The 24,521-nt window shown below is 73.2% G+C and carries 21 protein-coding genes; 8 read left to right on the top strand and 13 right to left on the bottom strand.

The features are described 5' to 3' along the window. Positions 1 to 132: 132 nt before the first annotated feature. The 4 genes from OG875_RS30610 to OG875_RS30595 all read right to left on the bottom strand — a co-directional run bounded on the left by OG875_RS30610 (position 133) and on the right by OG875_RS30595 (position 4,403). Positions 133 to 657 (bottom strand): potassium channel family protein, encoded by a 525-nt coding sequence (locus OG875_RS30610; protein ID WP_330177485.1) that lies wholly within the window; start codon positions 655 to 657, stop codon positions 133 to 135. Positions 658 to 666: 9 nt separating this feature from the next. Then, positions 667 to 2,523: a SpoIIE family protein phosphatase gene (locus OG875_RS30605; RefSeq protein WP_330177484.1), complete on the bottom strand. Its 1,857-nt coding sequence runs from the start codon at positions 2,521 to 2,523 to the stop codon at positions 667 to 669. Positions 2,524 to 2,793: 270 nt separating this feature from the next. Next, positions 2,794 to 3,621, bottom strand: coding sequence for an alpha/beta fold hydrolase (locus OG875_RS30600; protein WP_330177483.1), 828 nt, complete (start codon positions 3,619 to 3,621; stop codon positions 2,794 to 2,796). A gap of 266 nt (positions 3,622 to 3,887) precedes the next feature. Continuing rightward, entirely contained in the window at positions 3,888 to 4,403 is a 516-nt protein-coding gene (locus tag OG875_RS30595; protein WP_330177482.1) for a MarR family winged helix-turn-helix transcriptional regulator, read from the bottom strand. A 115-nt stretch (positions 4,404 to 4,518) separates the two neighbouring features. On the opposite strand from OG875_RS30595, the gene OG875_RS30590 reads away from it, so the two are divergent. Together OG875_RS30590 and OG875_RS30585 are read left to right on the top strand one after the other, a co-directional pair. Beyond that, complete coding sequence (locus OG875_RS30590; protein WP_330177959.1) at positions 4,519 to 4,950, top strand: HGxxPAAW family protein; 432 nt, start codon at positions 4,519 to 4,521, stop codon at positions 4,948 to 4,950. A gap of 24 nt (positions 4,951 to 4,974) precedes the next feature. Beyond that, entirely contained in the window at positions 4,975 to 5,655 is a 681-nt protein-coding gene (locus OG875_RS30585) for a hypothetical protein (protein WP_330177481.1), read from the top strand. A gap of 65 nt (positions 5,656 to 5,720) precedes the next feature. Here the strand turns inward: OG875_RS30585 and OG875_RS30580 are convergent, their stop codons facing one another. After that, on the bottom strand, positions 5,721 to 6,449 hold the full coding sequence (locus tag OG875_RS30580; RefSeq protein ID WP_330177480.1) for an NAD(P)-dependent oxidoreductase: 729 nt from the start codon (positions 6,447 to 6,449) through the stop codon (positions 5,721 to 5,723). Positions 6,450 to 6,555: 106 nt separating this feature from the next. Between OG875_RS30580 and OG875_RS30575 the strand changes: the two genes are divergently transcribed. Beyond that, positions 6,556 to 7,233: a TetR/AcrR family transcriptional regulator C-terminal domain-containing protein gene (locus OG875_RS30575; protein ID WP_443079228.1), complete on the top strand. Its 678-nt coding sequence runs from the start codon at positions 6,556 to 6,558 to the stop codon at positions 7,231 to 7,233. Here OG875_RS30575 and OG875_RS30570 read toward each other — a convergent pair. The 5 genes from OG875_RS30570 to OG875_RS30550 all read right to left on the bottom strand — a co-directional run bounded on the left by OG875_RS30570 (position 7,196) and on the right by OG875_RS30550 (position 14,363). Beyond that, positions 7,196 to 7,705, bottom strand: coding sequence for an AAA family ATPase (locus tag OG875_RS30570; protein WP_330177479.1), 510 nt, complete (start codon positions 7,703 to 7,705; stop codon positions 7,196 to 7,198). The genes OG875_RS30575 and OG875_RS30570 overlap by 38 nt on opposite strands. Then, entirely contained in the window at positions 7,702 to 8,094 is a 393-nt protein-coding gene (locus OG875_RS30565) for a hypothetical protein (RefSeq protein WP_330177478.1), read from the bottom strand. The genes OG875_RS30570 and OG875_RS30565 overlap by 4 nt, the downstream gene beginning before the upstream one ends. Positions 8,095 to 8,283: 189 nt before the next feature. Then, complete coding sequence (locus OG875_RS30560) at positions 8,284 to 9,462, bottom strand: LuxR C-terminal-related transcriptional regulator (RefSeq protein WP_330177477.1); 1,179 nt, start codon at positions 9,460 to 9,462, stop codon at positions 8,284 to 8,286. A gap of 151 nt (positions 9,463 to 9,613) precedes the next feature. Further along, the gene (locus OG875_RS30555; RefSeq protein WP_330177476.1) at positions 9,614 to 11,893 is read right to left on the bottom strand and encodes a SpoIIE family protein phosphatase; all 2,280 of its coding nucleotides are present in this window, start codon (positions 11,891 to 11,893) and stop codon (positions 9,614 to 9,616) included. A 250-nt stretch (positions 11,894 to 12,143) separates the two neighbouring features. Further along, positions 12,144 to 14,363 (bottom strand): PP2C family protein-serine/threonine phosphatase, encoded by a 2,220-nt coding sequence (locus OG875_RS30550; protein WP_330177475.1) that lies wholly within the window; start codon positions 14,361 to 14,363, stop codon positions 12,144 to 12,146. A gap of 336 nt (positions 14,364 to 14,699) precedes the next feature. Here OG875_RS30550 and OG875_RS30545 point away from each other — a divergent pair, with 336 nt between their 5' ends. The 5 genes from OG875_RS30545 (at position 14,700) to OG875_RS30525 (ending at position 21,291) form a co-directional block, all read left to right on the top strand. Further along, positions 14,700 to 15,005, top strand: coding sequence for a chaplin family protein (locus tag OG875_RS30545; RefSeq protein ID WP_330177474.1), 306 nt, complete (start codon positions 14,700 to 14,702; stop codon positions 15,003 to 15,005). A gap of 43 nt (positions 15,006 to 15,048) precedes the next feature. Next, a complete protein-coding gene (locus OG875_RS30540) occupies positions 15,049 to 16,353 on the top strand; it encodes a hypothetical protein (protein WP_330177473.1) in 1,305 nt (434 codons plus the stop codon). A gap of 120 nt (positions 16,354 to 16,473) precedes the next feature. After that, the gene (locus tag OG875_RS30535) at positions 16,474 to 18,540 is read left to right on the top strand and encodes a neutral/alkaline ceramidase (RefSeq protein ID WP_330177472.1); all 2,067 of its coding nucleotides are present in this window, start codon (positions 16,474 to 16,476) and stop codon (positions 18,538 to 18,540) included. A gap of 148 nt (positions 18,541 to 18,688) precedes the next feature. Continuing rightward, a complete protein-coding gene (locus OG875_RS30530) occupies positions 18,689 to 20,272 on the top strand; it encodes an MFS transporter (protein WP_330177471.1) in 1,584 nt (527 codons plus the stop codon). Between the two features lie 146 nt (positions 20,273 to 20,418). Beyond that, positions 20,419 to 21,291 (top strand): DMT family transporter, encoded by an 873-nt coding sequence (locus tag OG875_RS30525; RefSeq protein ID WP_330177470.1) that lies wholly within the window; start codon positions 20,419 to 20,421, stop codon positions 21,289 to 21,291. A gap of 32 nt (positions 21,292 to 21,323) precedes the next feature. Here OG875_RS30525 and OG875_RS30520 read toward each other — a convergent pair whose 3' ends face one another. The 3 genes from OG875_RS30520 to OG875_RS30510 all read right to left on the bottom strand — a co-directional run bounded on the left by OG875_RS30520 (position 21,324) and on the right by OG875_RS30510 (position 24,105). Further along, positions 21,324 to 22,496 carry an AI-2E family transporter gene (locus OG875_RS30520; protein ID WP_330177469.1) on the bottom strand — a complete coding sequence of 391 codons (1,173 nt, stop codon included), beginning with the start codon at positions 22,494 to 22,496 and terminating at the stop codon, positions 21,324 to 21,326. 83 nt (positions 22,497 to 22,579) lie between these two features. Continuing rightward, positions 22,580 to 23,785: a cysteine desulfurase-like protein gene (locus OG875_RS30515; RefSeq protein WP_330177468.1), complete on the bottom strand. Its 1,206-nt coding sequence runs from the start codon at positions 23,783 to 23,785 to the stop codon at positions 22,580 to 22,582. A gap of 80 nt (positions 23,786 to 23,865) precedes the next feature. After that, the gene (locus OG875_RS30510) at positions 23,866 to 24,105 is read right to left on the bottom strand and encodes a DUF2630 family protein (RefSeq protein ID WP_330177467.1); all 240 of its coding nucleotides are present in this window, start codon (positions 24,103 to 24,105) and stop codon (positions 23,866 to 23,868) included. Positions 24,106 to 24,521 lie beyond the last annotated feature (416 nt).

Raw genomic sequence — 24,521 nt, 5'->3', positions numbered from 1 at the left:
GCGGGATCGAACCGGCGCTCTTGGCCGCGCCGGTATGTAGATCCTCGCTCCGCGGGGTGCGACGGGCGTGAGTACCGGCACTCAAACGGCCTGAGTAGAGGCGGCAGTTGGGCGGGGGGACGCGGCCCGGGGTCAGCGGCCCGCTCCCGGACCGGGTGAGGGACGGGCGCCGGGGCCGCCCTCGTGGGTGATCAGGCGCTCCAGCCGGTCGAAGCGGGCGTGCAGCGCGGCCAGTTCCTGATCTGCGTCGGTCCTCCCCCGTACCTCGGCGTGTTCGACCGCGTGAGCCACTCGCCGGGCGCGGCGTGCGGCGCTGCCGACGAACCAGGTGGCCAGGGAGGCGGTGACGATGCTGAACATGGCGATCCCGACGAGCATCACGACCACCGCGACGACCCGTCCGGCCGGGGTGACCGGGTACAGGTCCCCGTATCCGACGGTGGTGGCGGTCTCGACGGACCACCACAGGGCCAGCGGGAACGAGGTGATCGTGGCCCGGGGCGCGGACTCCTCGCAGGGGACGATGATCCAGGAGCCGAGGAGCAGTACCACGACGACGCCGACGGCCGCCCACAGCGACGCCTTGACGTGCAGCCGCCGCCACCGCTCGTTGCCCAGCAGCTTGTGGAGGAGGTAGGCGGGCGAGAACGGTGGCATGGACCGAAACTAGCCGTCGACGTGGCGCCCGGGGCGGCAGGACACGTCTCCGGTCGGTCCCGTGGGCGGCAGTGGAAGGTCGGCGCCGGGCGGCGCAGGAGGATCCGCGGCGGGCGGTCGGTCCCGGCGGTCGCGGGCCAGCAGCAGGGTGACGTCGTCGGCCGGGGTCGTGGTCGGCAGCGTGTCGATCACCGCCGCGCAGAGCTCCTCCAGCGACGCGGCGCGCCGCCCGAGCGCGTCACTCAGCCGCGCCATCCCGATGTCGATGTCGTGCCGGCGGTCCTCGACCAGACCGTCGGTGTAGAAGGCGATCACGCCGTTCTCGGGCAGTCGCACCTCCCCGGACTCGTACGGGAGCAGCGCGACGCCGAGGGACGTGCCGTGCGGCAGGTCCGGGAAGGTGACGCCGCCGTCCGGGTCCACCACGGCGGGCGGCGGATGGCCCGCCAGCGCCACGGTGCAGGTCCGGGTGGCCGGCTCGTACACGGCGTAGGCGCAGGTCGCCCCCGGCGACGGCTCCGTCGCGGCGCCGTCGTCGTCGTTCTCCTCGGCCAGCCCGACGAACGTCCGGTCCAGCCGCGTCAGGAGCTCGCCGGGTGGCAGGTCCAGATCGGCCAGCGTACGGATGGCCGTGCGCAGCCGTCCCATGGTGGCCGCGGCGTTGATGCCGTGGCCCACCACGTCCCCGACGACGAGGGCCAGTCGGCCGCCGGGCAGGCCGATGACGTCGAACCAGTCGCCGCCGACGTTGTACTCGTCGTCGGCGGGGAGGTAGCGGGTGGCCACGTCCATGGCCCGTCCGCCGCTGACCCGGCGCGGCAGCAGGCTGTGCTGGAGGGCGAGCGCGGCGGTGCGTTCGCGCGTGTAGCGGCGGGCGTTGTCCAGGGTCAGCGCGGCCCTGGCCACCAGTTCCTCGGCGAGCAGTTCGTCGCTCTCGTCGAACGGGGTGGGGTTCCGGGTCCGTACGAACACCGCGACCCCCAGCAGGACGCCGCGCGCCTGGACCGGGACGATCAGCAGCGAGTGCATGCCGAACTCGCGGATCTTCTCGGCCCGTGCGGGGTCCTTCTCCAGCCAGGCGTCGTGGTCGGCGTCGAGCAGCGGCTGGAGTACGGGGCGGCCCGAGGCGAGGACTTCCATGAACGGCGAGTCCTCCGGGACGTAGACCACTTCACCGCTGCCCCACAGCGACTCGGGCGAACCGGTGTGGATCGACGCCCTGCCCGCCCGCCGGAACGTCGGGACGCGTCCCCGGGACGGCCCGAACCGTTCCAGGGGCTCCTCACCGAGCCGTACGGCCTCCGTCAGATCGACGGTCACGTAGTCGGCGATCAGCGGCACCGTGAAGTCGGCCAGCTCCTGCGCCGTACGCATCACGTCCAGGGAGGTGCCGATACGGGCTCCCGCCTCGCTGACCACCGCGAGGCGGTCCCCGGCCCACCAGCGGCCTCCGACGGGCAGGACGAGCAGGCACACCCCGAGCGGGCGGCCGTCGGCGTCGTCGAGGCGCAGGTAGGACGCCGACAGTACGCCGTGCCGGTCCCCCTGTCCGCCGGTGGTCGGCACGCGGAACTCGCGGCCGGTGACGGGGGCGCCGGTGGCCAGCACCCTCCGTACGGTGGTCTCCGTGTCGTCGGCGTCGCCCGCCAGTGCTTCCCGTGGCGGGCGGCCCAGACGGGCGGCCACGGGGATGCCGTCGTAGCCGGTGAGCGCCTCGTTGGCCCAGACGCAGCGCAGGCCGGTGTCCCAGACGGCGAGCCCCAGCCCGGACCCGTTCACCAGGCCGTGCAGGGCCGCGGCGGTGTTCACTGCCGTGTGGGCGTTCGCGGTGCCGGGGATTCCGGGGCGTGGGGCCTGTGCTGCCATGGTGGCGACCTTCGGGTGTGCCGGGGCTGTGCCGGGACTGTTCTGCGAGGGCTGTTCTCCCGACAACAGTCCACCCCGTGCGCTACTTCCCCTTTTGCCCATATTGCGGACGGCGGCCGCGGGAACGTTCGCCGGGGTGGGGGTCACCTCGGCCACCGGTCCCGTACCGGTCGGAGCCGACGCGGATCCCGCAGGCGCCGCGTCGCACCGTCCCCGGAGTTCAGCCCCGGAGGGTCATCCACACCCGGAGGTTCAGCCTCGTGCGAAGGTTCAGCCTCGTGCGAAGGCGAGGAGGTCGGCGTTGAACCGCTCGGCGTACTCCGGGACCATCGCGAGGCCGTGCGGCGCGCCCGCGTAGACCTTGTACGTCACGTCCTTGACGAGCTGCGAGGACTTGTCACCGGCGGCCACGATGGGGACGATCTGGTCGTCGTCGCCGTGCACGATCAGCGTGGGGACGTCGATCGTCCCGAGGTCGTCGGTGAGGTCGGTCTCGGAGAACGCCTTGACGCAGTCGTACGCGCCCTTGACGCCGACCGACATTCCCCACAGCCAGAACTCGTCGCGGGTCCCCGGTGTGACGGGGGACCCGTCGCGATTGGCGCCGTAGAAGGGGGCGCTGAGGTCCCGGTAGTACTGCGAGCGGTCCTTCTGGACGCCGTCCCGGATCTCGTCGAACACCTCCATCGGGAGTCCTTCGGGGTTCGCGTCCGTCCGGAGCATGAGCGGGGGGATCGCCCCCAGCAGGACCGCCTTGGCGACCCGGCCGGTGCCGTGCCGGCCCATGTAGCGGGTGATCTCACCGCCGCCGGTCGAGTGGCCGACCAGGATGACGTCGCGCAGGTCGAGGGCCTCGATGAGCGCCGCCAGGTCGTCGGCGTACGTGTCGAGGTCGTTGCCGTCCCAGGGCTGGCCGGAGCGTCCGCCGCCGCGCCGGTCGTGGGCGACGGCCCGGTAGCCGTGGTCGGCCATGAGCTGCATCTGGGGGTCCCAGGCGTCGGCGACGAGCGGCCAGCCGTGGGAGAAGACGACCGGCTGCCCCCAGCCCCAGTCCTTGTAGTAGATCTCTGTGCCGTCCTTGGTGCCGACGAAGGGCATGGCGCGTTCCTTTCGGACTGATCCACCGGTCCGTGTGTGCCGTGGAGTTCGGCGCCCGGCCGGAGTCCGGGAGGCGCGCCGTGGAACCGGCACCCGACGCACGGATGAATCGACGGAGGGGCCGGCGGCGAGATGCGGCGGCCCGGCGCGTGAGCACGTCGTCCCCCCCACGCTACCGGAGGTACGGCACGCGGGCGCGTCGACCGTTCTCGCCGGTCGGCGGGGGTGAGCGCGTGTCCTGCCGCGTACGTTCCGCGATCCCGGCGTCAGGGGGCCGGGGACGCGGGAGCAACGGGTGGGCAGGTGGCCTCGCGCTCCCTCAGTTCGGCGAGGTAGCCGCTCATGAGACTTCCGGTGCGGCTCAACCACTCGGCGAGGACGGCGACTTCGTCGGGCGAGTAGTCGGTGAAGACCTCTCCGAGGCGGGCGTAGAACGGTTCGTAGACCGCCCGGATCCGCTCGGCGGCGCTCTCGCGTGCGACGACGCGGACCCGGCGGCGGTCGGCGGGATCGGCACGGCGGACGACGTATCCGGCGCTCTCCAGCCGGTTGACGACCCCGGTGATCGCGCCGGTGGTCACGTCCGCGCGTACGGCGAGTTCGCCCGCGGTCATCGGGTCGGGGCCCGCGCCGAGGATGTGCCCCATGCAGGTGAGGTCGGTGATGTTCAGACCCAGCCGCTGCGCCACGGCGTGCTGCGCCACCAGGCTGGTGGCGATCAGACGGTCCATGGCGGCCAGTGCCTCGGCGGGGGTCGCCGCCGGGCGCTCCTTGCCTCCCACGGATAGTCTCCTTAGTATCTAAGAGGTTTAGTTCATGAATGACCTTGCTGATCCGACCCTATCCGCCGACGTGGGTGCCGCGTGACGCCGTGAGCGAGGAGAGACCGTGAGCCGACTGCACGAGGACGTCGACCTCGGACACACCCTCGCGGGCTGGACGGGCTGGGCCCTGGCCCTGACGGGTACGGCCGTCGCCGGGGTGGGGATGTGCGTGTGGCGCCCCGGGATCCCGCTGGGGCTCGCGATCTGCGCGCTGGCCGTGGTGGTCACCTGGGTTCTGCATCTCGTGGGCTGGGGCAAACCGGCCGGTCCGCGTCCGCGCGAGCAGTGGGACTGGCGGATCCGGGACATCGAGGCCCGGACGGGGCATCCCGGCTGTGCGGGCTGCCGTCTGGCGGGACGGGTGCCGCCGCCCGCCGCGGCCGAAGACCGTACGCCCGGAGACCGGGCGCCCGACGGCGGGGCGCTCCGGCCGGCCGGTGGGCTCCCGGTCGTGCCGTCCCCCGCGCGGCCCGCCGTGCCGCCGGTCGGCGAGGGCGCTCTCTGACGGTGACTTGTAGGGTGGGGCGCCATGCCCGCGTCCCACCCCTTGCTGACGACGTTCCTCGACGCCGCCGACGGGCGTTTCCCGCCCGTGGACGGCCGGGTGACGGTGCTCCCCGCGCTGCCGGGCGGGCTGGAGTGCTCGGTCGCCTTCACCGGGCACGCCGTGGTCGCCACGGCGCTGTCCGCCTCGGAGGTCGAGGCCCGGGGACCCGACGGCTACGGGGCCTCGCTGGCTCCCGACTTCCTGAGGTTTCTGGCGGGGCGCGGGGGCTGGATCGACACCCTCGACCTCGTGCTCGTCGCGCGCGGCTCGGCGGGGCCCCCGTGTCTGGCCGAGCGGTTCGATCTCGACGACCACCCGCGTGTCCGCCACGCCCGGTCCCTGCGCGGCGATGTCCGCGTCCACGGCGACGAACGCGGGCTGGTCACCCTGGCCGACGGTCTGGCGGGGCGGCGTGAGACGAGCGTCGAACTGGACGAGCCCGACGCCACGGGTGGAGGCACCGGAGCCGGGCTGGGGCGGTCGCTGCTGCGGGACTCCCTCAGCCTGTCCCCGGCCGGTGAGCCGGTGTTCGCCGCTGTCGCGCCCGGAAACGCCCGCTCGCTGCGGGCGTTTCTGGCGGCCGGATTCCGTCCGCTGGGAAGTGAGGTGATCGTCCGGCCCCGGCGGTCGGTCCCCGGGTCGGACACCGGTCCCCCGCCGTGAGGCGCCGCGCGCAGGGCTCGCCCGGCGGCGTACACGGTCCGGCGCCGGGGTGAGCGCCGCCGGGCTCAGGCGCGGTCGACGGGGGCGCCGGGGTGGGCCCCGGTGTGGGCGAGGGCGCCGGGGGTACGGCAGCCGACGATGGCCGGCGCCTCCCGGACGAGCGTGTCGTCGGTGAGCGCGTGGACCATGAACAGGGCGAAGTCCACCCGGCGGGTCAGGTTCCCGGCCAGCACCGGGTCGCCCACGTGCCTGCTCCACACCGGCAGGCCCTCGCTCTCCCCCTCCTCCAGATCGCTGCCGCGCACCACGGTCCACCGGGTGTCGCTGGCGAACACCCGGCGGCATGCCTCCACCTGGTCGTCGATCTCGGCGAAGCGGACGAGCCTGGCCAGCACGGTGGCGATCCGGATGCCCGCGGTGAACCACCACGCGTAGCGGTCCTTGCCGTCACGGGTGATGTGCCAGCCGCACGAGAAGATCAGCCGCGCGCCCGGCCTCGCGTGGTCGAGCACCGCCCGCGCCGTACCCGACGCGTACCGCTGCACCCGCCACGGCACCAGCACCGTCAGCACGCCGTCGCAGTCCGCCACCGCGCGCCGGATCACCTCCGGGTCGTTGGTGGGCCCCGGGACCACGGTGATACGCCCGTCGAACGCGGCCAGCTTCGGCACGCTGCACTCACGGCACACGCCGACCACCTCGTAGCCCCGGTCCAGCGCGTGCCGCACCATGTACTGCCCGAGTTTTCCCGAGGCACCGACGACGCAGACCCTCTTCACACGATCACCGCTCACAGCGCGGCCCCCTTTGCGCGACACGTCTACCTTATGTTGTAAGGCACGTTATCCTTACACCGTAAGTCGGTCAACGGGTGTGCGGAGAGGCGAAGAGGTGCGGCGGGTGCGCGAAGGGGGCAAGGGACGGCGCGGAGGGTCGGCGCGCGCGCCGCTGAGCCGCGAGCGGGTGATCCGTACGGCGGTGGCGGTCGCCGACAGCAAGGGATCGGCGGCGCTCACCATGCGCGCCATCGCGGAACCGCTGGGCGTGGAAGCGATGTCCCTGTACCACCATGTGGCGGGCAGGGAGGACGTGCTCGACGGCATGGTGGACGCCGTGTTCGCCGAGATCGAGCTGCCGCCCCTCGACACGGACTGGAAGAGCGCGATGCGGCGCCGCGCCGAGTCGGCCCGCGCCGTGCTCCGGCGCCATCCCTGGGCCGTCGCGCTGATGGACTCGCGCACCCGGCCCGGCCCCGCGACCCTGCGCCATCACGACGCCGTCCTCGGCGCACTTCGCGCCGGAGGGCTCTCCGTACCGGCGGCGGCGCACGCGTTCTCGCTGATCGACAGCTACCTGTACGGCTTCGTGATGCAGGAGTTGAGCCTGCCGTTCAGCAACACGGCGGAGCTGGACGCGGTCGCGGACGGCATCGTGCGGGAGATGCCCGCCGACGCGTACCCCCACCTGATGGAACTCGTCACCGAACACGTCCTCCAGCCCGGCTACGCCTACGCCGACGAGTTCGCCTACGGCCTGAACCTCATCCTGGAGGCCCTGAGCCCGGGCGAGGGTCGCTGAGTTCCACCGGTGGATCGAACAGGGCCCGCTCGGACTCGGTCGGGGCCTCGAAAAGCGCTTCGTACCGCGCGATCAGGCCGGGCGTGATGATCGCGGCTCCCGGCGTGCGGTTGCGCGGGGCGATCCGCCGATTCAGTTCGGCCGTCGGCACGGCGAGGTAGCGCAGTTCCACTGCCGCACCGAGTTCGTGGGCCCGTTGCCGCTTCTCGTCCCGTTCCGCCCGTTCCCAGAAGCCGTTCTCCAGAATCACGATCTCTCCCCTCGCCAGCAAGTCCTGCGCGTGCGACCACAGTTGACGCTCGACCCGCTCCCGCGCCGTCTCGTCGAACAAGTCCAAGCCCAGGGCCGAGAGCCACTCGTCGGGACAGAGACGGACGGCCGGGAGACTCCGGGCCAGGCGTTTCGCCTCCGTCGTCCTGCCCGCACCCGGGAGACCGCACAGGAGGATCAGTCGCGGGCCCACCCGCGTCATCCCGACGAGTCGCGAGCGGCGAGGAGTTGGGAGACGCGTTGGGGTGATACGCCGAGGACGTGGGCGATGTCACGGCCCGTCAGGCCCTGGGCCTTGAGGGCGTCGGCGGTCCGGCGGAGGTAGGCCGCCGCCTTCAGTTGCGCCCGGTGGGCGTCGACGGTCGCCTGGGTCGACGCCTTGACGTGGCGGTTGAGTTCCTCCCCCAGGTCCACGCTGACCTGGACGCCGCGATCGGCCCCGGGGACACGCGCGGCCTCCATCAGCGCCCGACCGCGCCTCGCGGCTTCGCTCAGCCGGGGTACGTAGGCCGGTTCCAGTCCTTCCATGACGAGCTTCCAGCCGTCGTCGATCCGGTGGGCCACGACCCGGGGCAGGTCCATTGCCGACACTTCGACACCTCTTTCGGGGACGGGCACTCAGTCTAGCCCCCCTGGACCAGAGCATCAAGGGGGACTGGACGAACGAGTCGGAGTACGGGCTCCGAGACCTGACCGCTCCCTCGTCGCGGGGAACGCGCGACCCCCTGCGGGTGAACAGAGCGAGGGGCCCGGCGGCCACAGCCGGCACGCGGCCGGGGTTCAGAGCACTCCGGGAGCTCCGGGTGCGGCGGGCGGGCGGGGCCGGGGGGCTGCGTCCGGACCGTGGACGGGCGGGATCAGACCGGGCTGGTAGTGGCGTGCGAACAGCGTCGCGACCAGGTCGCGGCGGCTGCGGACCCCCGTCTTGTCGAAGATCGACTTGAGATGGTCCTGCACCGTGTGCGGGGAGAGCCGGACCTGCTGGCTGATCGCGGCCGTGGAGTGACCGCGCAGGACGAGCGAGACGATGTCGCGTTCGCGGCGGGTCAGCGCGTAGGCGGCGACGATGTGGGCGGCGTGTTCGCCCGGTCCGGCGGGTTCGATCGAGACGGCGACGGTGGCCGGCGGCTGATCGCCCAGTCGCCAGGCGTGCAGCCGGACCAGACCGCGCGACCGGCTGCGCAGCAGGGACGAGAGGGAGTCAGCCGCGCCGGGGGCCCGGACGGCGGCGGCGACCGCGTACACGGCCGGTGGCAGGTCCGCCGGCGGACGCCTGGAGGAGCCGGGGCGGCGTACCGGACGGGCGTGCGGCAGGAGGTCGTCGAACCAGGCCGCGGCCGAGGACGTGAGGTGCAGGGCCCGGTAGCCGGAGTCCAGCAGCACGAGGGCCGGGGAGGCGGGTGACGGTTCCCGCCGGACCCGGTCGATGAGGTGGATCCTGCGCAACTCCTCGCCGAGGGGACGGGACAGGGCCCCGGCGAGGGCCAGGACGTCCGGCCCGACCGGCGCCGTGTCGCCGACACCGATGATCAGGGCGCCCCAGGCGTCGCGGGAGTCGCGCAGGACGACCCGCAGTTCGTCCTTCTGGCCGAGCGGTCCCATGATGTCCCGGTAGCGCGGACTGCGCTCGGGCCGGCCGCCGCTCTCCTGGCTGAGCAGACCGACGGGCACGGGTCTTCGTGCCAGCTCGGGGAGGGAGTTGACGTCGCCCTCCCGGTATTCGATGTCGAGCATCCGGGGCATCAGCCGGGCCGGCACCCCGTCGCGGTAGTCGCCCCCCGTGTTCATCAGCGTCCACGGGTCGACCGTGACGCCCGCCCACACGTCGGACGGCAGCACCGGGGTCACGGCCCGCATCACCCCGGCGAACATCCCCTCGACCGTGCGGGCGGCCCTGGCCACCCGCACCGCTTCGTCCAGGATCCTGCCGAGACGCGCGCGTTCCCCATTGTCAGACATGCCCCCAGATTAGGGGCGTCGGGGCCGCGAATAGCCCAACTTCCCCGGACATAGCGCCTGTTGGGGCCTTTCGCTCCGGGGGCGGATGCCGCGTGCGCGACCCGTACCCCGGTGTCCGCCCGTCGCCGTGTCGTGGTTCGCGGGACAGGACTCAGTCGAGATCCTGCTCGACCCAGATGGTCTTCCCGCTCGGGGTGTAGCGGGTCCCCCACCGGCGGGCGAGGGCGGCGATGATCATGAGGCCGCGGCCGTTCTCGTCCTGGGCACGGGCGTGACGCAGGTGGGGCGAGGTGGTCGTGTTGTCCGAGACCTCGACCGTCAGCGCGCGGTCGCGGATGAGGCGTACCAGCGGGTTGCCGCCGGCGTGCCGGATCACGTTGGTGACGAGCTCGCTCACCACCATCTCCGTCGTGAACACCTGGGCCGCCAGGCCCCAGTCCTCCAGTTGCCGGCCGGCCCGGTCCCGGGACGCGGCGACCACTCCGGGGTCCTGGTCTCCCGCCCAGGTGGCGACGCTGTCCTCGGGCAGCCGGTGGGTGAGGGCCGCGAGCATGGCGGCCCCCTCGCCGGATCCGCGGGTCAGCAGGCCCTGGACGACGCTGTCGCAGAGGGCCTTCGGGTCGCGGCCGACCTCTGCCGCGGACCGCCGCAGCAGGGCGACGCGTTCCTCCAGGTCGATTCCGGTGTCCGGGAACGCGTGGGAGCACAGGGTCAGCACGCTCTCGGGCGGGACGGTCCGGCGGGCCAGTTCGTAGCTGGCGCCCCTGCCCAGCGGCGGGCCGATCGGCAGGTCCACGGGGGCGACCTCGCCGTCGGGGGTGGTCAGCAGCGGGGCGGGCCATCCCGCGGAGGCGGCGGACAGCTCGCCGGTCACCGGGTCGTAGACGGCGTACAGGCAGCGCGGGGAGTCCTCGGCCGGGGGCGCGTTCGCGCCCGGTGGACCGCCGTGCCGGGAGAGGAACTGGCCGGTGGCGTCGTCGAGATGGGCGAGCAGTTCGTCCGGGGGGAGGTCGAGGGCGGCCAGTGTGTCCAGCGCCGTACGGTACTGGCCGGTGGCCACCGCGGCGTCGAGGCCCTGCTGGGGCACCTCTCCGATGGCCAGGCCGACGCGGGCGCCGGACAGCGCGATGACGTCGAACCAGACCTTGTCCTGGACGTCCGGTGCGCAGAAGTGCGCCGTGGTCACGGCGGACAGGTCCGGGAACGTGCGGGGCAGCAGGTTGCGCCGCAGCGTGACGGCCATGGTGTGCTCCCGCGCGTAGGTGCGGGCGTTCTCGATGTGCACGGACGCCCGTGCGCTCACCTGCTCGGCGAGGCTCACGTCGGCCTCCTCGAAGGGCACGGGGTGGCGTGGTCCCCGGTAGAAGCCGACCAGTCCCAGTACACGTCCGTGCGAGGAGAGGGGGGCCACGATCATCGAGTGGATTCCGGCGTCCCGGAGGGCGCCCGCGCGGGCGGCGTCGTGCATCAGCCAGTCGGAGGGCGAGGTGGTGGGGTCCAGCAGCCGGGGTGTGAGGTCGGTGAACACCTGCGAGTACGGGGTGGCGGAGGCGTAGTAGCTCATCTCCCCGACGGCGTGGGTGGCGCGCAGGCCGCCGGGGGCCTCGAAGGCGGCGCGGCGCAGGACGACGTCGGTGCCCACCGGCGGGAGAGGTGCCTCGCCGCCGTGCAGGACCGCGTCGACGAGGTCGACCGAGACGGCGTCGGCGAAGTCCCGGGTGGCGACGGTGGCGAGTTCGCGCGCGGTCCGGGGGGCGTCGAGTCTGGTGCCGATCTCCTGGTGGGCCCGGCGCAGGAGCCGCGCGGCCCTTTCTGCGCGGTCCTGTTCGGTGACGTCGTGGATCACCGCCCCGGCGCCGATGACCTCCCGCTCGTCCCGCAGCTGGAACGCGGTGACGGCGAAGACGCGGGACCCGCCGTGGCCGTCGTGTCCGTCGATCCGTCCCTGGGCGGCCGTCTCGTCGCCGTCGAGGACCTTCCGCAGGAAGGGGGCGAGCGGCACTCGCGAGCCGAGGTTTCCCACCCGGTGACGCAGTACGCGGGCCGCCGGGCGTCCGCGCATGGCGAGGGCGGCGGCGTTGGCGCGCAGGACGCTCAGGTCGGTGTCGTAGACCTCCAGACCCGCGGTGGACCGCTCGAACGCCGAGCTGTCGAAGGCCGCCTCGACCTGCGCGGCGTGGAGGCTGGGCGCGGTGCCGCGCAGGGACACGACGGTCTCGGCCCGGTCGCGGCAGGCGCTGAGCAGCAGGGCGGCGGGCCCGGGGCTCCCGTTTGCGTCGGTGAGCCGGCCGAGGAGCCGGTCGAGGGCCACCCCGGCGGGGACGCCGACGATGTCGCGCGAGGTGATGTCCGGGTAGTTGTGGGCCGCGTCGTGCCACTCGGAGACGTTCCCGCCCCCGTCGATGGTGAATGAGCTTTCCCGTGCCATCATCGGCACCTCCTCGCGCAGCCTCCCCCGGTGGTGGTCCACTCGTCCGGCTGTGCGCGTGAGGACTCGTACGCACCCTGTCGTTCGCCGGTCGGGGCCCGGACCCGCGGCCCGGTCCGGCCGTGTCGCCGCGGCCCGTCCCGTCGGTCCCGCACCACCGAGTGTGGGCGATCCGGGGTGCCGACGCGAACGGGGACCGGTGACGGGCCCGCCCGCCGGACCGGGGAGCCCGGGTGCCGGATCACGGTCGGCGTCACCGCCGGGTGTCCGTGCCCGGGGCGGGGTGCGAGCGGATGAGCAGCAGGGCGATGTCGTCGTGGCGGGGTACGGCCTGCTTGGCCCGCCGGACGAGGGCGTCGGCGAGTTCGTCCAGGTTCCCTGTGTCCGCCCGGGCGACCTGCTGGGCGAGGCTCCGGGTGGTGTCCTCGATGTCGGTGCCGGGGACTTCGACGAGTCCGTCCGTGTAGAGGACGAGCAGGCTGCCGGGCGGGAAGGGGACCTCGGTGGTGGGGTACTCGCCGCCGGGGTCGATGCCGAGCAGCAGTCCCGGCGCCAGGTCGAGGATGTCGGTGTGGCCGTCGGGGTGGCGCAGCAGGGCCGGGGGGTGTCCGGCGGTGGCGAGGCGGGCGCGGTGGCGGAGCGGGTCGAGGTGGGCGATGAGGCAGCTGGTGAAGAGGCCGGGTTCGAGGTCGGTCAGCAGGCGGTTCGTCCGGGCGAGAACGGCGCCGGGCGGGGTGCCCGCCGTGGCGAGGGCGTGGATGGCGATGCGTATCTGTCCCATGAGGGCGGCGGCGTGCACGTTGTGGCCTTCGACGTCACCGATGACGGCGGAGACGGTGGCGGGTGCGGACGTGCTGTGGATGAGGTCGTAGAAGTCGCCGCCGATGTCCGTGTCGGGACCGGCGGGCAGGTAGCGCGCCACGACGTCCACGCCGGGGGCGTGGGGCAGGGAGTGGGGCAGCAGGCCGGTCTGGAGGGCGCGGGTGAGTGTCTGCTTGGCGTCGTAGAGGCGGGCGCGGTCCAGGGCCTGGGCGATCAGGCCGGACAACGAGGTGAGGACGGCGCGTTCGGACGGGGGGAAGGTCCGTGCCCGGTCGTAGGACAGGACGAGGGAGCCCATGGCCCGCCCGGAGGCGATGAGAGGCAGGAAGGCCCAGGCGTTGCGCATGGCGAAGCGGGGCGCGTCGGGGTAGGAGCGGCGGAATTCGGCGTACGTGGCGAGGAAGATCGGTTTGCCGGTGGCCAGGGATTCCCGGTGGGGGGCGAAGGCGCTCACGGGTTCGTTGTCGATCCGTTCGACGAATTCGGTGCTGTAGCCGCGGTGGGTGACGACGCCCAGCCGGCCCTCCTCCACGGTGAGCAGGACCAGGCCCTGGGCGCCGAAGCCGGGGATGAGCTGGTCGCAGACGATGCGGGCCACGTCCCTGACGCCGACGGCCTCGGTGAGGGCGACCGCGAGATGGGTGAGGTGGTAGAGGGCTGTCGCGCCGACCGGCTCGCCGAGCACGGTGGCCTGTCGTCGGGACGGGGTCTGGGCGGCCGGTGGCCGCGACGCGCTGCCGGGGCCCTGTTCCGCCGTGGCGGGCGGGGCGGCGGGCGGGGCCGTGAGCGCGTCCGCGGGTGTCAGGGAGACGCTGATGCCGTGGTCGCCCGGGTGGAGGGTGAAGTCGAGGCGGGTGCCGGATGGTCGGACCGCGGTGAAGGTGGTGGGCCGGCGGGCGATCACCGTCTCGCGGAAGCTGTCCTCGAAGACCGGGTCGCGCAGCCAGGACAGAGTCTCCCAGGGGCGCTGGCCGAGTACGAGGGTGCCACCGCCGCCGACCAGGTCGAGGGCGGCGGGGTTGTAGAAGGTGACGCGGCCGTCCAGGTCCAGGGCGCAGCACCCGGTGGGCAGCCGTTCGGCGAACTCGTACGCGGCCCTGGCCTGGGTGGGGTCGGGGTCGGGCGGGCGGGTCGGGGCCATGATGCGCGGTTTGTCGAAATGGAGGGACGTCCGGCCGGTGACCGCGTGCCCGAGGACCTGTCCCACGCGCCGGGAGCAGAGCGCGATGGCCTCGCGTTCCTCCTCGCTGGGCTCGGGCCGGTGCCAGACGGGCCATGCGAGGACGATCCCGCCGCGGATCGGTCCGCCGGTCACGGGTGCGGAGGCGAGGACGAAGTCGTACGGGAGCAGCATTCCCAGCTGGGGGTAGTGGCGGGCGATCTCCTCCTGGCCGCCGAGCCAGACCAGCCGTTCCTCGCGGACGGCGTCGGCCACCGGGGTCGCGGTCTCCAGGGGGACCCGGGCCCAGGGGGCGGCGAGGTCCCAGGGCAGGCCGCCCAGCAGGACGAGGCGCAGGACCTGTTCTCCCTGGGGGAGCATGTAGACCAGGCTCACGGGGGAGCCGGTCCGTCCCATGGCCTCGGCCAGGGTGTCTTCGAGCTGCTGGATCCAGGCTCGGCCGTCGGTCGACGCGCTCACGGGGCGTTCCATACGCCTCACCCTCTCGGCGTCGCGCGACGCCGACCGTCGGTCGGCGGCCCGGGGGCCGTTCCCGCCGGCGCGTCCTGCGCCGGGGCGTACGGACGGGCCTCGCGGATCCACTCTCACCCCCATACGGGCGATATGTTCACTTTAACCGCTTATGCAATGAAATTCCCGAGGCGGCCGACCGGGCCCTCGCGGCGGAAGCAGAATCGTTCCTGATGATCTCCCTGGTGAGGCCGCGTGTCGAACGGTGCGACGCGTCGTTGGTGGAGTGCGGCCGGGGCCTCCGGCCGGGGTGATCGGTCGACGGCCCGGATCGGATCCGGGTGGAGGAGAAGCGCGATGAGCGTGGAGACACGGGACGTGAGCGGCGCGCGGAACGCGGGGATGCGGGTGGCGGTGCTGGGCGCCGTGGCCGGGGCGGCGCTCCTTCCGGCCGGTACGGCCCAGGCGAGTGTCGTCGGGGTCGGGAACGCGGTGTTCGGCAACACGTGCGTGAACGGGAGCGAGGCGCGGGCGGCAGGCTCCACGGTGTCGGGCAGCGGTCTGGGCAGCGGGAACTCCGCAGGACTGCCGCTGAGCCTCACGCGTAATCACTGCGGCAACAGCGGCATCGTCTGCACCGCTCTCTTCCGGTCCAGCGTGTGACGGGGCACCGGCCTACGGGCGGCGGTGTCGGCCGAGGAGAGGCGTGACGGCCGGGGAGACGGCGACCGGCACCGCCGAGGCCGGGCAGGCGACGGCGGTCACGGCCCGGAACCGGGCGCTGGTGGAACTGCTCGCGCAGGGCGGCCGGACCCTGACCCTGCTGCGGCGGTGGGTGGGCGCCGATCCCGGCTGCGGTCTGGCACGGGGCCTGCTGACCCTGGCGACCGGCGACCGGCTGGACGACACCGTCCTCCGGGAGCAGCTGGTGACCGCCCACCGGGACGCGCGGGCGGCCGGTGAGCGCGAGGCCAGTGTGGTGTACGGGGTGTTCCTGTTCACGCACCGCCACCACCGACTGGCCGCCGACCATCTCCTGACGCACTTCGCACGCTGGCCGGCCGACGAACAGGCCGGGCTGATGCTGGGCGCCTTCCCGTCCTGCGACGACCCCGCGTACCGGGCGCTCGGCGACACCCTGGTCGAGGAGCAGGCCGCACTGGCCGGCCCCGGCAACTGGGCGTGGACGGCCTGGCTCGCCACCTTCCGTGCCGAGCAGGGACGGGTCCGCGAGGCACACGGGCTGGCGGAGCGGGCGCTGACCCTCTTCCCCCGCTCGGGTGTCGCCGCCCACGCCCTCGCCCACGCCCAGCACGAGCTGGGGGCCGGACCCGCGTCGACCGCGTTCCTGGACGGGTGGCTGGCGGGCGACCCGGGGGCCCTCCAGACCCGGCATCTGAGCTGGCACGCCGCGCTCCAGGCGATCGCCTGCGGCGACTTCGCCGACGCCCGGCGCCGCGCCGACGCGGCGCTCCCCCCGGTGGACGTCGGCATGCGGGCGGCCACCAACTGGCGTCTCCTGCTGGTCGGGCAGGCCCCGGCCGGGCGCAGCGACCCGCTCCTGGTGCGGGAGCTGCTCGCCGCACCGGGCGGTACGGCGGAGGTCTTCCACACCTTCAACCTCGCCCTCGCACTGGCCGTGGAGGCCGCGACCGACGACCTGGAGCGGCTGGCCCGCCGTGCCGCCGCCGACGAACGCCCCGACTTCCGCGAGGTCCTGGCCCCGGTGGTCCGGGCACTCGCCGCGATCACCGCGGGCCGGCCACGGGCGGCGGTCGACCTGCTCACGGCGCTGGGCGGGCGGACCGGGCGGATCGGCGGCGTACGCGTGGAGCGGGAGATCGTCCAGGACACCCTGGCCCGCGCCCTCGTCGACACCGGGCAGCACGCCCGCGCGGCGGCCCTGCTGCGCGAGCGCTCCACCGCCCGCCACCACCACGCGTACGAGGAGCTGCTGCTCACCCCTCCCCGGGCATCCGTGTCTCCCCCCAAGGGACTTACTGGCCGGTAGAGATCTGTACGGCGGAGGCCGGGCCCTCTACCGTCGGGGCACGCGCCGCCCCGAGCCGCCGACGCCCCGCACCGCCGACCGGGAACGGGCGTCCTGTCCCTCTCCCGCCCAGGAGGTTCCATGCCACCCCCCACCCCCTGTCGTGCCGGAAGCCGGCTCGCCGTCCTCGCCGTGGTCGCGGCCCTGGGAGCGGCCTCGTTCACCGCCCCTCCCCCGGCGCTGGCCTCCGGAACGGCCGCCGCCGAGGGAGGGGCCTATCTCGTCGGGCGCGGCATCGCCGACGTCACCGGCGAGGCCGCCGAGACCGGCATGATGGGCTACTCCAGCTTCGACCAGAAGACCTCCGGCATCCACCAGCGGCAGCGGTCCCGGGCCTTCGTCGTCGCCGACCCGTCGACCGGCAGGCGCGTGGTGTACGTCAACGCCGACCTCGCGATGATCTTCCAGTCCGTCCGGCAGGGCGTGGTCTCCCGCCTCAAGGAGCGGTACGGGAGTCTGTACGGCGAGGAGAACGTGCTGCTGTCCGCGACCCACACCCACTCGGGGCCCGGCGGCTACTCGCACGACGTCGCGTACAACCTCTCCGTCCTCGGTTTCCAGAGCGCCACCTACCGGGCGATCGTGGACGGCATCGTGGAGTCCGTCGCCGAGGCCCACGACGATCTGCGGCCCGGCACGATCAGCCTGGGCACCGGCACGCTCACCGACGCGAGCGTCAACCGCTCCCGTACCGCCTTCGACCGCAACCCGGCCGCCGACCGGGCGGCGTTCCCCGGCGGGATCGACCCGGCCATGACGGTGCTGCGTTTCCGGCAGGGCGACAAGGACGCCGGGGCGATCAGCTGGTTCGCCACCCACAACACCTCGCTCACCAACGAGAACACCCTCATCAGCCCCGACAACAAGGGCTACGCCTCCTACGCGTGGGAGCACGACCTGGAGGGGGTGCGCTATCTCGACAACACCCCGGGGTTCGTCGCCGCCTTCCCCAACACCAACGCCGGTGACATGTCCCCGAACCTCAATCTGCGGCCGGGTTCCGGTCCGACGGAGGACGAGTTCGAGAACACCCGGATCATCGGTCGGCGCCAGCTCGACAAGGCGCGGGAGATCTACCGGGACGCCCGGCCGGTCGGCGGCGGGGTCGACTCCCGGCTCGCGTACGTCGACATGGAGAACGTGACGGTCGGCGGCGCCTACACCCCGGACGGGCAGGAGCACCGTACGTGCCCCGCCGTCGTGGGCGCGTCCACGCTCGCGGGCAGTGTCGAGGACGGCCCGGCGATCCCCGGGTTCGAGGAGGGCATGCAGACTCCGGTAGCCGCGATCATCGAGGCGCTACAGGTCGACACCCCGGCCTGGCTGGCGACCTGCCAGTACCCGAAGGCGAGCCTGGTCCCCACGGGGCTGCTGAGTGAGGTCCACCCGGTCACGCCGAAGATCCTGCCGCTCCAGATCATGAAGATCGGTGAGCTCCATCTGGTCGCGGGGCCGGGCGAGTTCACCATCACCTCCGGACTCCGGGTCCGCCGGACCGTCGCGGAGCAGCTCGGTGTGCCGCTGGACCGGGTGCTGCTCCAGGGGTACGCCAACTCCTACAGCCAGTACGTGACGACGCCGGAGGAGTACGACACCCAGCAGTACGAGGGCGGCTCCACCCTCTACGGCCGCTACACGCTGCCCGCCTACCAGCAGGAGTACGCGCGGGTCGCGGCGTCCCTGCGCGACGGCACCCCGCTGGAGCACGGGACGGCGCCGCCGGACGAGTCGGGGCGGCAGTTCAACTTCCAGACCGGTGTCGTGTACGACAGTCCGCCGTCGGGCAAGGCGTTCGGCGGTGTGCTGACCCCGCCGGACGCCTCGTACGCGCGCGGGCGGACCGCGACCGTCGAGTTCGCCACCGGGCATCCGAAGAACAACCTGCGCCGGGGCGGCACCTTCCTGGAGGTGCAGCGGCTGGTCGACGGGTCCTGGACGCGGGTGCTGGACGACGGTGACTGGCGGACGAAGTACCGGTGGACCCGGACCAACGGGCTCACGGGCACGTCGAAGGCCACGATCAGCTGGGACATCGGGGCGGACACGGTCCCGGGGACCTATCGGATCGCGCACTTCGGCGACGCGAAGAACCTGTTCGGGAAGATCACGCCGTTCACGGGGGTGTCTTCCTCGTTCACGGTGAGCTGAGGTTCGGGGGCGCCTCGGGCGGGCCGCGGCCGGTCCGACGCGCCCCACCCCTCGCAGACCGGCGGGAATGACCGATTCATGATGTTCTGACCTGAACGGTGAGCTGCTGAGGTGCGGCAGCGGAGGTCCACTGCGAAGGAAGACATCGATGAGTGATCCGTCGACGCCCGGCCCGCAGGACGGCACAGGTCGCGGGGGCGATCCGGGGACCGCCGCCCCCGAACCCGTGCAGGAGGCCGATCCGCACCGCTGGTGGGCGCTGGCCGTCATCGCGACCGCGCAGCTCATGGTGGTGCTCGACGCGACGATCGTGAACATCGCGCTCCCCTCCGCCCAGCGTGACCTCGGCATCAGCAACGGGAACCGCCAGTGGGTGATCACCGCGTACACGCTGGCCTTCGGGGGCCTGCTGCTGCTCGGCGGCCGGGTCGCCGACCTGGTCGGCCGTAAGCGCACCTTCATCATCGGCCTCATCGGTTTCGCCGCTTCCTCCGCGCTCGGGGGCTCGTCCAACGGGCAGGAGATGCTGTATCTCTCCCGCGCGCTCCAGGGCACCTTCGCCGCGCTCCTGGCGCCCTCCGCGCTCTCCCTGCTCACCACGACGTTCCCCGCCGGCAAGGAACGCGCGCAGGCGTTCGGGATCTTCAGCGCCATCGCGGGCGGCGGCTCCGCCATCGGTCTGCTGCTGGGCGGCATCCTCACCGAATGGCTCAGCTGGCGCTGGTGCCTGTACGTCAACGTCCCCATCGCCCTCTTCGCCGTCATCGGCGCCCTCACCCTGCTCAGGGACCGGGCGGGGGCGAAGGGCGCGCGCCTGGACATCCCGGGGGTGATCCTCGGCAGCGGGGGTCTGGTCGCGATCGTGTACGGGTTCAGCCGGGCCGAGCAGAAGGGGTGGACCTCCACGGAGGTCCTGACCGTGCTGAGCGTCGGCGTCGCGCTGCTGGTCGCGTTCACCTGGTGGCAGACGAGGTCGCCGAGCCCGCTGCTGCCGCTGCACATCATCCGGGAGCGCAATCGCGGCGGCTCGGTCATCGTGATGGCGATGGCGACGATCGGGCTGTTCGGCTCGTTCCTGTTCCTCACGTACTTCCTCCAGACGATCCTCGGCTACTCGCCGCTGACCGCCGGCCTGGCGTTCCTGCCGCTGTCGGCCGGCATCATCATCGGCTCGACGCAGATCTCCGCCCGGCTGCTCCCCCTCGTACCGCCGCGTTTCCTGCTGGTACCCGGGCTGCTGCTGAGCGCCGGGGGCATGTTCTCGCTGACCTTCCTCGACATCCACTCCAGTTACGCGGGGCACATCCTGCCCGGCACGCTGCTGCTGGGCTTCGGGCTCGGGCTGACGTTCCTGCCCGTGATCTCGACGGCCACGATGGGCGTCGCCACCCAGGACTCGGGGGTCACCTCGGCGACGGTCAACACCGCGCAGCAGGTGGGCGGTTCCATCGGTACGTCGCTGCTGAACACGATCGCGACGACCGCCACGGCCACCTATGTGGCCAGTCATCTCGCGGCGGCGACCCGGCAGGGCGCCCTGTCCCCGGCCGACCGGACCCGGATCGTGAACACCGGCACGGTGCACGGTTTCACCGTCGCCATCACCTGGGCGGCGATCATCCTCCTGGCCGCCGCGGTCATCGGCGCCGTGCTGATCAACGGCCGCTCGCCGCGGGCCCGCGCGGCGGAGGAGGCGGCCGCGAGCGGGACGGCACCGGGGCCGGCCGCCTGACGGACCGCCCGACGGGGTGCGTGGACCGGGCCGACGCGGTGGCCGGACCGGGGCCCGTGACCTGCGGTTGGTCCGTTCGGCCCCCACCTGGCCGCATCGCCCGCGATGACCGACGGCACCGGCGGAGCCGCCCGCATGATGGGGCCGTGATCAGTGTCCTGTTCGCCGTGCTGACCGCCCTCAGCAACGGCTCCGCGGCCGTGCTCCAGCGGCGCGCCGCCTCGACGGTGCCCGACTCCGCGACGCTCCGCCTGTCGCTGATCCGGCATCTGCTGCGCAAGCGCGTCTGGCTGGCCGGGATCGGGCTGGTGATCGTGGCCGCGTTCTGCCAGGCCGTGGCGCTGGCGACCGGGCCCATCACCATCGTGCAGCCGATCTTCGTCATCGAGCTGCCCCTGACCCTGCTGATCGCGAGTCATGTCTTCCGGACCCGGCTGCCGTTCGCAGGCTGGTTCGGCGTCGCCGCGGTGACCATCGGTCTGGTGCTGGGCCTCGGGGCGGCGGCGCCGTACGGCGGCAAGGAGACCGTGGACACGCTCGCCTGGGTCCCGGCCCTGATCGTCACCGGTGTCTTCGAGGTCCTGGTGATCGCCGCCGGGCGGCGGGCGCGGGGCAACGCCCGCGCCGCGCTGTTCGCGCTCGCGGCGGCCTGCGCCTACGCCCTGACGGCCGCGCTGCTCAAGGACGCGGTGGCGCGGATCGACGACGGGGCGGGGGCCGTCGCCTTCTTCACGTCCTGGCAGCTGTACGCCACGGCCGTGGCCGGGATCGGTGCGCTGTTCCTCCTCCAGAACGCCCTCCAGGCGGGCTCCCTGGTGGCGTCCCAGCCGATGCTGACGCTCGGGGACGCGCTGATCAGCATCACCTACGGGGTGACGCTGTTCGGCGAGGGCGTGCGGACCGGGTGGTGGCTGCTGCCGGAGCTCCTCGCGCTCGTCCTGATCGGGGCGGGCTGCGTCGAACTGGCCCGCTCCCCGCTGGCGGGAGGCACCGCGCCGCCGAAGCCGCGCGCCCGCTGACGGGGCGGCGGCGGCAGCGGCAGCGGCAGCGGCTACGAAACGGCGGGTCCGCCCTGCGGGTGTACGGTCGCGGGCTCCGGATCCGGGTCGGGGCCGGGCTGGGCGTCCGGGTCGGCGTCGGGCTCCCGGTCCGGCTCCGGCCGCTCGTCGCTGAGCTGTTCGCGTACGTAGGTCCAGCCCACCCCGATCAGCGCGGCGACGGGCACCGCGAGGAGACTGCCCACGATGCCGGCCAGGCTCGCCCCCAGTGTCACCGCCAGCAGGACGACCGCCGCGTGCAGGCCGAGCCCCCGGCTCTGGATCATGGGCTGGAAGACGTTCCCTTCGAGCTGCTGGACCAGGACGATGATGCCCAGCACGATCAGGGCGTCCATGGGGCCGTTCGACACCAGCGCGATGAGGACGGCGACGAATCCGGCGAACAGGGCGCCGACGATGGGCACGAAGGCCGACACGAAGGTCAGCACCGCCAGCGGCAGGACCAGCGGCACTCCCACGATCCACAGACCGAGTCCGATGAAGACCGCGTCGAGCAGACCGACGAACGCCTGGGACCGTACGAACGCGCCCAGCGTGTCCCAGCTGCGGGCGGTGACGATCGGCAGGTCGGTGGCGAGCCGGCCGGGCAGCTGGCGGGTCAGCCAGGGCAGGAACTTCGGCCCGTCCTTGAGGAAGAAGAACATCAGGAAGAGCGCCAGGACGGCGGTGACGACCCCGTTGACCACGGTGCTGAGGCCCGTGACGGCCGCGGTGACGACGCTGCCGACGCTGTCCTGGAGCCGGGAGGCCCCGGTGTCCAGGGCGCCGGTGATCTGGTCGTCGCCGATGTTCAGCGGCGGCCCCGCCGCCCACTCGCGCACCTTGCCGATGCCGTCGGTGACGCCGGTCGTCAGCTCACCCGACTGGGACGCCACGGGGACCGCGATCAGCGCCACCACCCCGGCGGCGACCAGGAGGAAGAGCACCGTCACGACCGAGGACGCGAGGGCAGGATGCCACCCGTGGCGGCGCAGGAAGCGGGCCACGGGCCAGGTCAGCGTGGTCAGCAGCAGCCCGATGACGAGCGGCCAGACGATCGACCACATCTGCCCCAGAAGCCACACAACCACCCCCGCCATGACGAGAATCACCAGCATCTCGACAGAGACACGGGCCGAGGTGCGCAGCGCGGCACGGGTTTTCGCGGAACTCAACGTGGCAGACATGGGGGCCACCCTATGGGCACACCGCCGGGGTCATCACGGCCGTCCCGGCCAGGCGGACGCGGTCGGCGCCCGCCGGCCCGCCCTCAGGAGCGGAGGAACTCCGCCAGTCCCGTGACGAGACGGTCGACGTCCTCGGTGTCGGTGTACGGGGAGAGGCCGACGCGCAGGCCGCCGGTGTCCCCGAGGCCCAGGTGGCGGGAGGCTTCCAGGGCGTAGAACGAGCCCGCGGGGGCGTGGACCCCGGAGCGGGCCAGGAAGTGGTAGGCGTCGCTCGCGGCGCGTCCCTCGAAGGTGAGCAGTGTCGTCGGGGTGCGCAGCGCGGCGCGGGAGTGGCGGGTCACGCCGTCGAGCGCGGACAGGCCCGTTTCGGCGTACGCGCGCAGCGCCGTCTCGTGGGCGGTGATCTCCGCGTAGGCGGCGCGCAGGCGGGTACGGCGGTCGCCCGTCCCGTCGGGGGCGAGGTCCGCGAGGAAGTCCACGGCGGCGCGGGTGCCCGCGAGGGCCTCGTAGGGGAGGGTGCCGAGTTCGAAGCGCTCCGGCACGGTGTCGGTGGAGGGTGCGAGTTTGTCCGGGCGCAGTGTCTCCAGCAGGTGCGGGGAGGCGGCGAGGACGCCGTGGTGCGGGCCGAAGAACTTGTACGGGGAGCAGACGAAGAAATCCGCGCCGAGCGCCTCGACGTCCACGAGGACGTGGGCGGTGTAGTGGACGCCGTCGACGTACAGCAGTGCGCCGGCGTCGTGGACCGGGCCGGCGATCGCGGCGATGTCCGGCCGGGTGCCGATCAGGTTCGAGGCGGCGGTCACGGCGACGAGCCGGGTGCGGTCGGTGAGCAGGGCGGTGACGGCTTCCACGGGCAGTTCGCCGGTGGCCGGGTCGAAGTCCGCCCAGCGCACCACGGCTCCCGCCTGCTCGGCGGCCCGTGTCCAGGGGCGGATGTTGGCGTCGTGGTCGAGCCGGCTCACCACGACCTCGTCGCCGGGCGCCCAGCTCCGGGCCAGGACGCGGGCGATGTCGAAGGTGAGCTGGGTGGCGCTGCGTCCGCTGACGATTCCCGTCTCCCGCGCGCCCAGCAGGTCGGCCATCGCGCGGCGGAATTCCCGGACGATCGTCTCGGCGTTGATCTCGCCGGGTGCGACGGAGCCGCGCACGGAGAGGGGGTTGCTCAGCGCGGCGGTGACGGCCTCGATGACCGACGCGGGCGTCTGGGTGCCGCCGGGGCCGTCGAAGTGCGCGACTCCGGCTCGCAGGGCGGGAATCCGGCCGCGTACCGCTTCGACGTCGTACGTCACGAGAATCCCTCACCCTTGTCCCGGTCCGGGGCATCCGTCCCGGCTCCGGGCAGATCATCGCAGAAGTCGGAGATCGGTGCTCACTGCTGGTAGGACTCGACCTCGGCGACCGGGCGCGGTTCGACCTGCTCAGGATCCTCGCCCTGGTCCGCCCCCGCTCTGCGCCGCCGCAGCAGGTCCCAGCACTGGTCGAGGCGTTGTTCGAGCACCTGGAGGCGGGCCCGGTCGGCCGGGGCGAGGCCGGTGCCGGGGGCCTGTTCACGGAGCCGGTGTTCCTCCGCGACCAGGGAGTCGATCGTGCGCAGAATGTCGTCCGCCATCACTACCTCCGGTGTCGTGGCCCGCCGGGCGGCGGGCCGGCCCCGCGCCCGGTGCCTCCGGCGGCACCGGGCCCCCGACGGGCGGGAGCGCCGCGCCGGGGGGTGAGCCCGTCGCTTCTCGCCGGCCCGTCCGCCCGTCGAACCTGAGCCCCGCACCCGACCTCATGTCCCTTGTCCCGTACGGGAATTGGCTCTCCTGTCGGCAGGAGGACAGTCTCGGCGTGGTGGGGTCGGTCCCTCGGGCGGCCTCTCCTCCGCCGCCCCCTCCCAGGCTCTCACCGGGGCGCCCCCTGTCAACCGCGGCGTGTTCCCGTCGGGGGGACGCCGGTGGCACGGCCCTCGGGAGGGGGGCCCTTGCACCGGGCAGTGGTCTAGACCTAGCGTGGTGGTTCTTGCGGCCACTCCCGTTCCGTACA

This window comes from Streptomyces sp. NBC_01498, from assembly GCF_036327775.1.
Lineage (GTDB): Bacteria > Actinomycetota > Actinomycetes > Streptomycetales > Streptomycetaceae > Streptomyces.
Note: the sequence above shows the minus strand (reverse complement) of the source record. Positions and strands in the feature narration are given on the sequence as shown.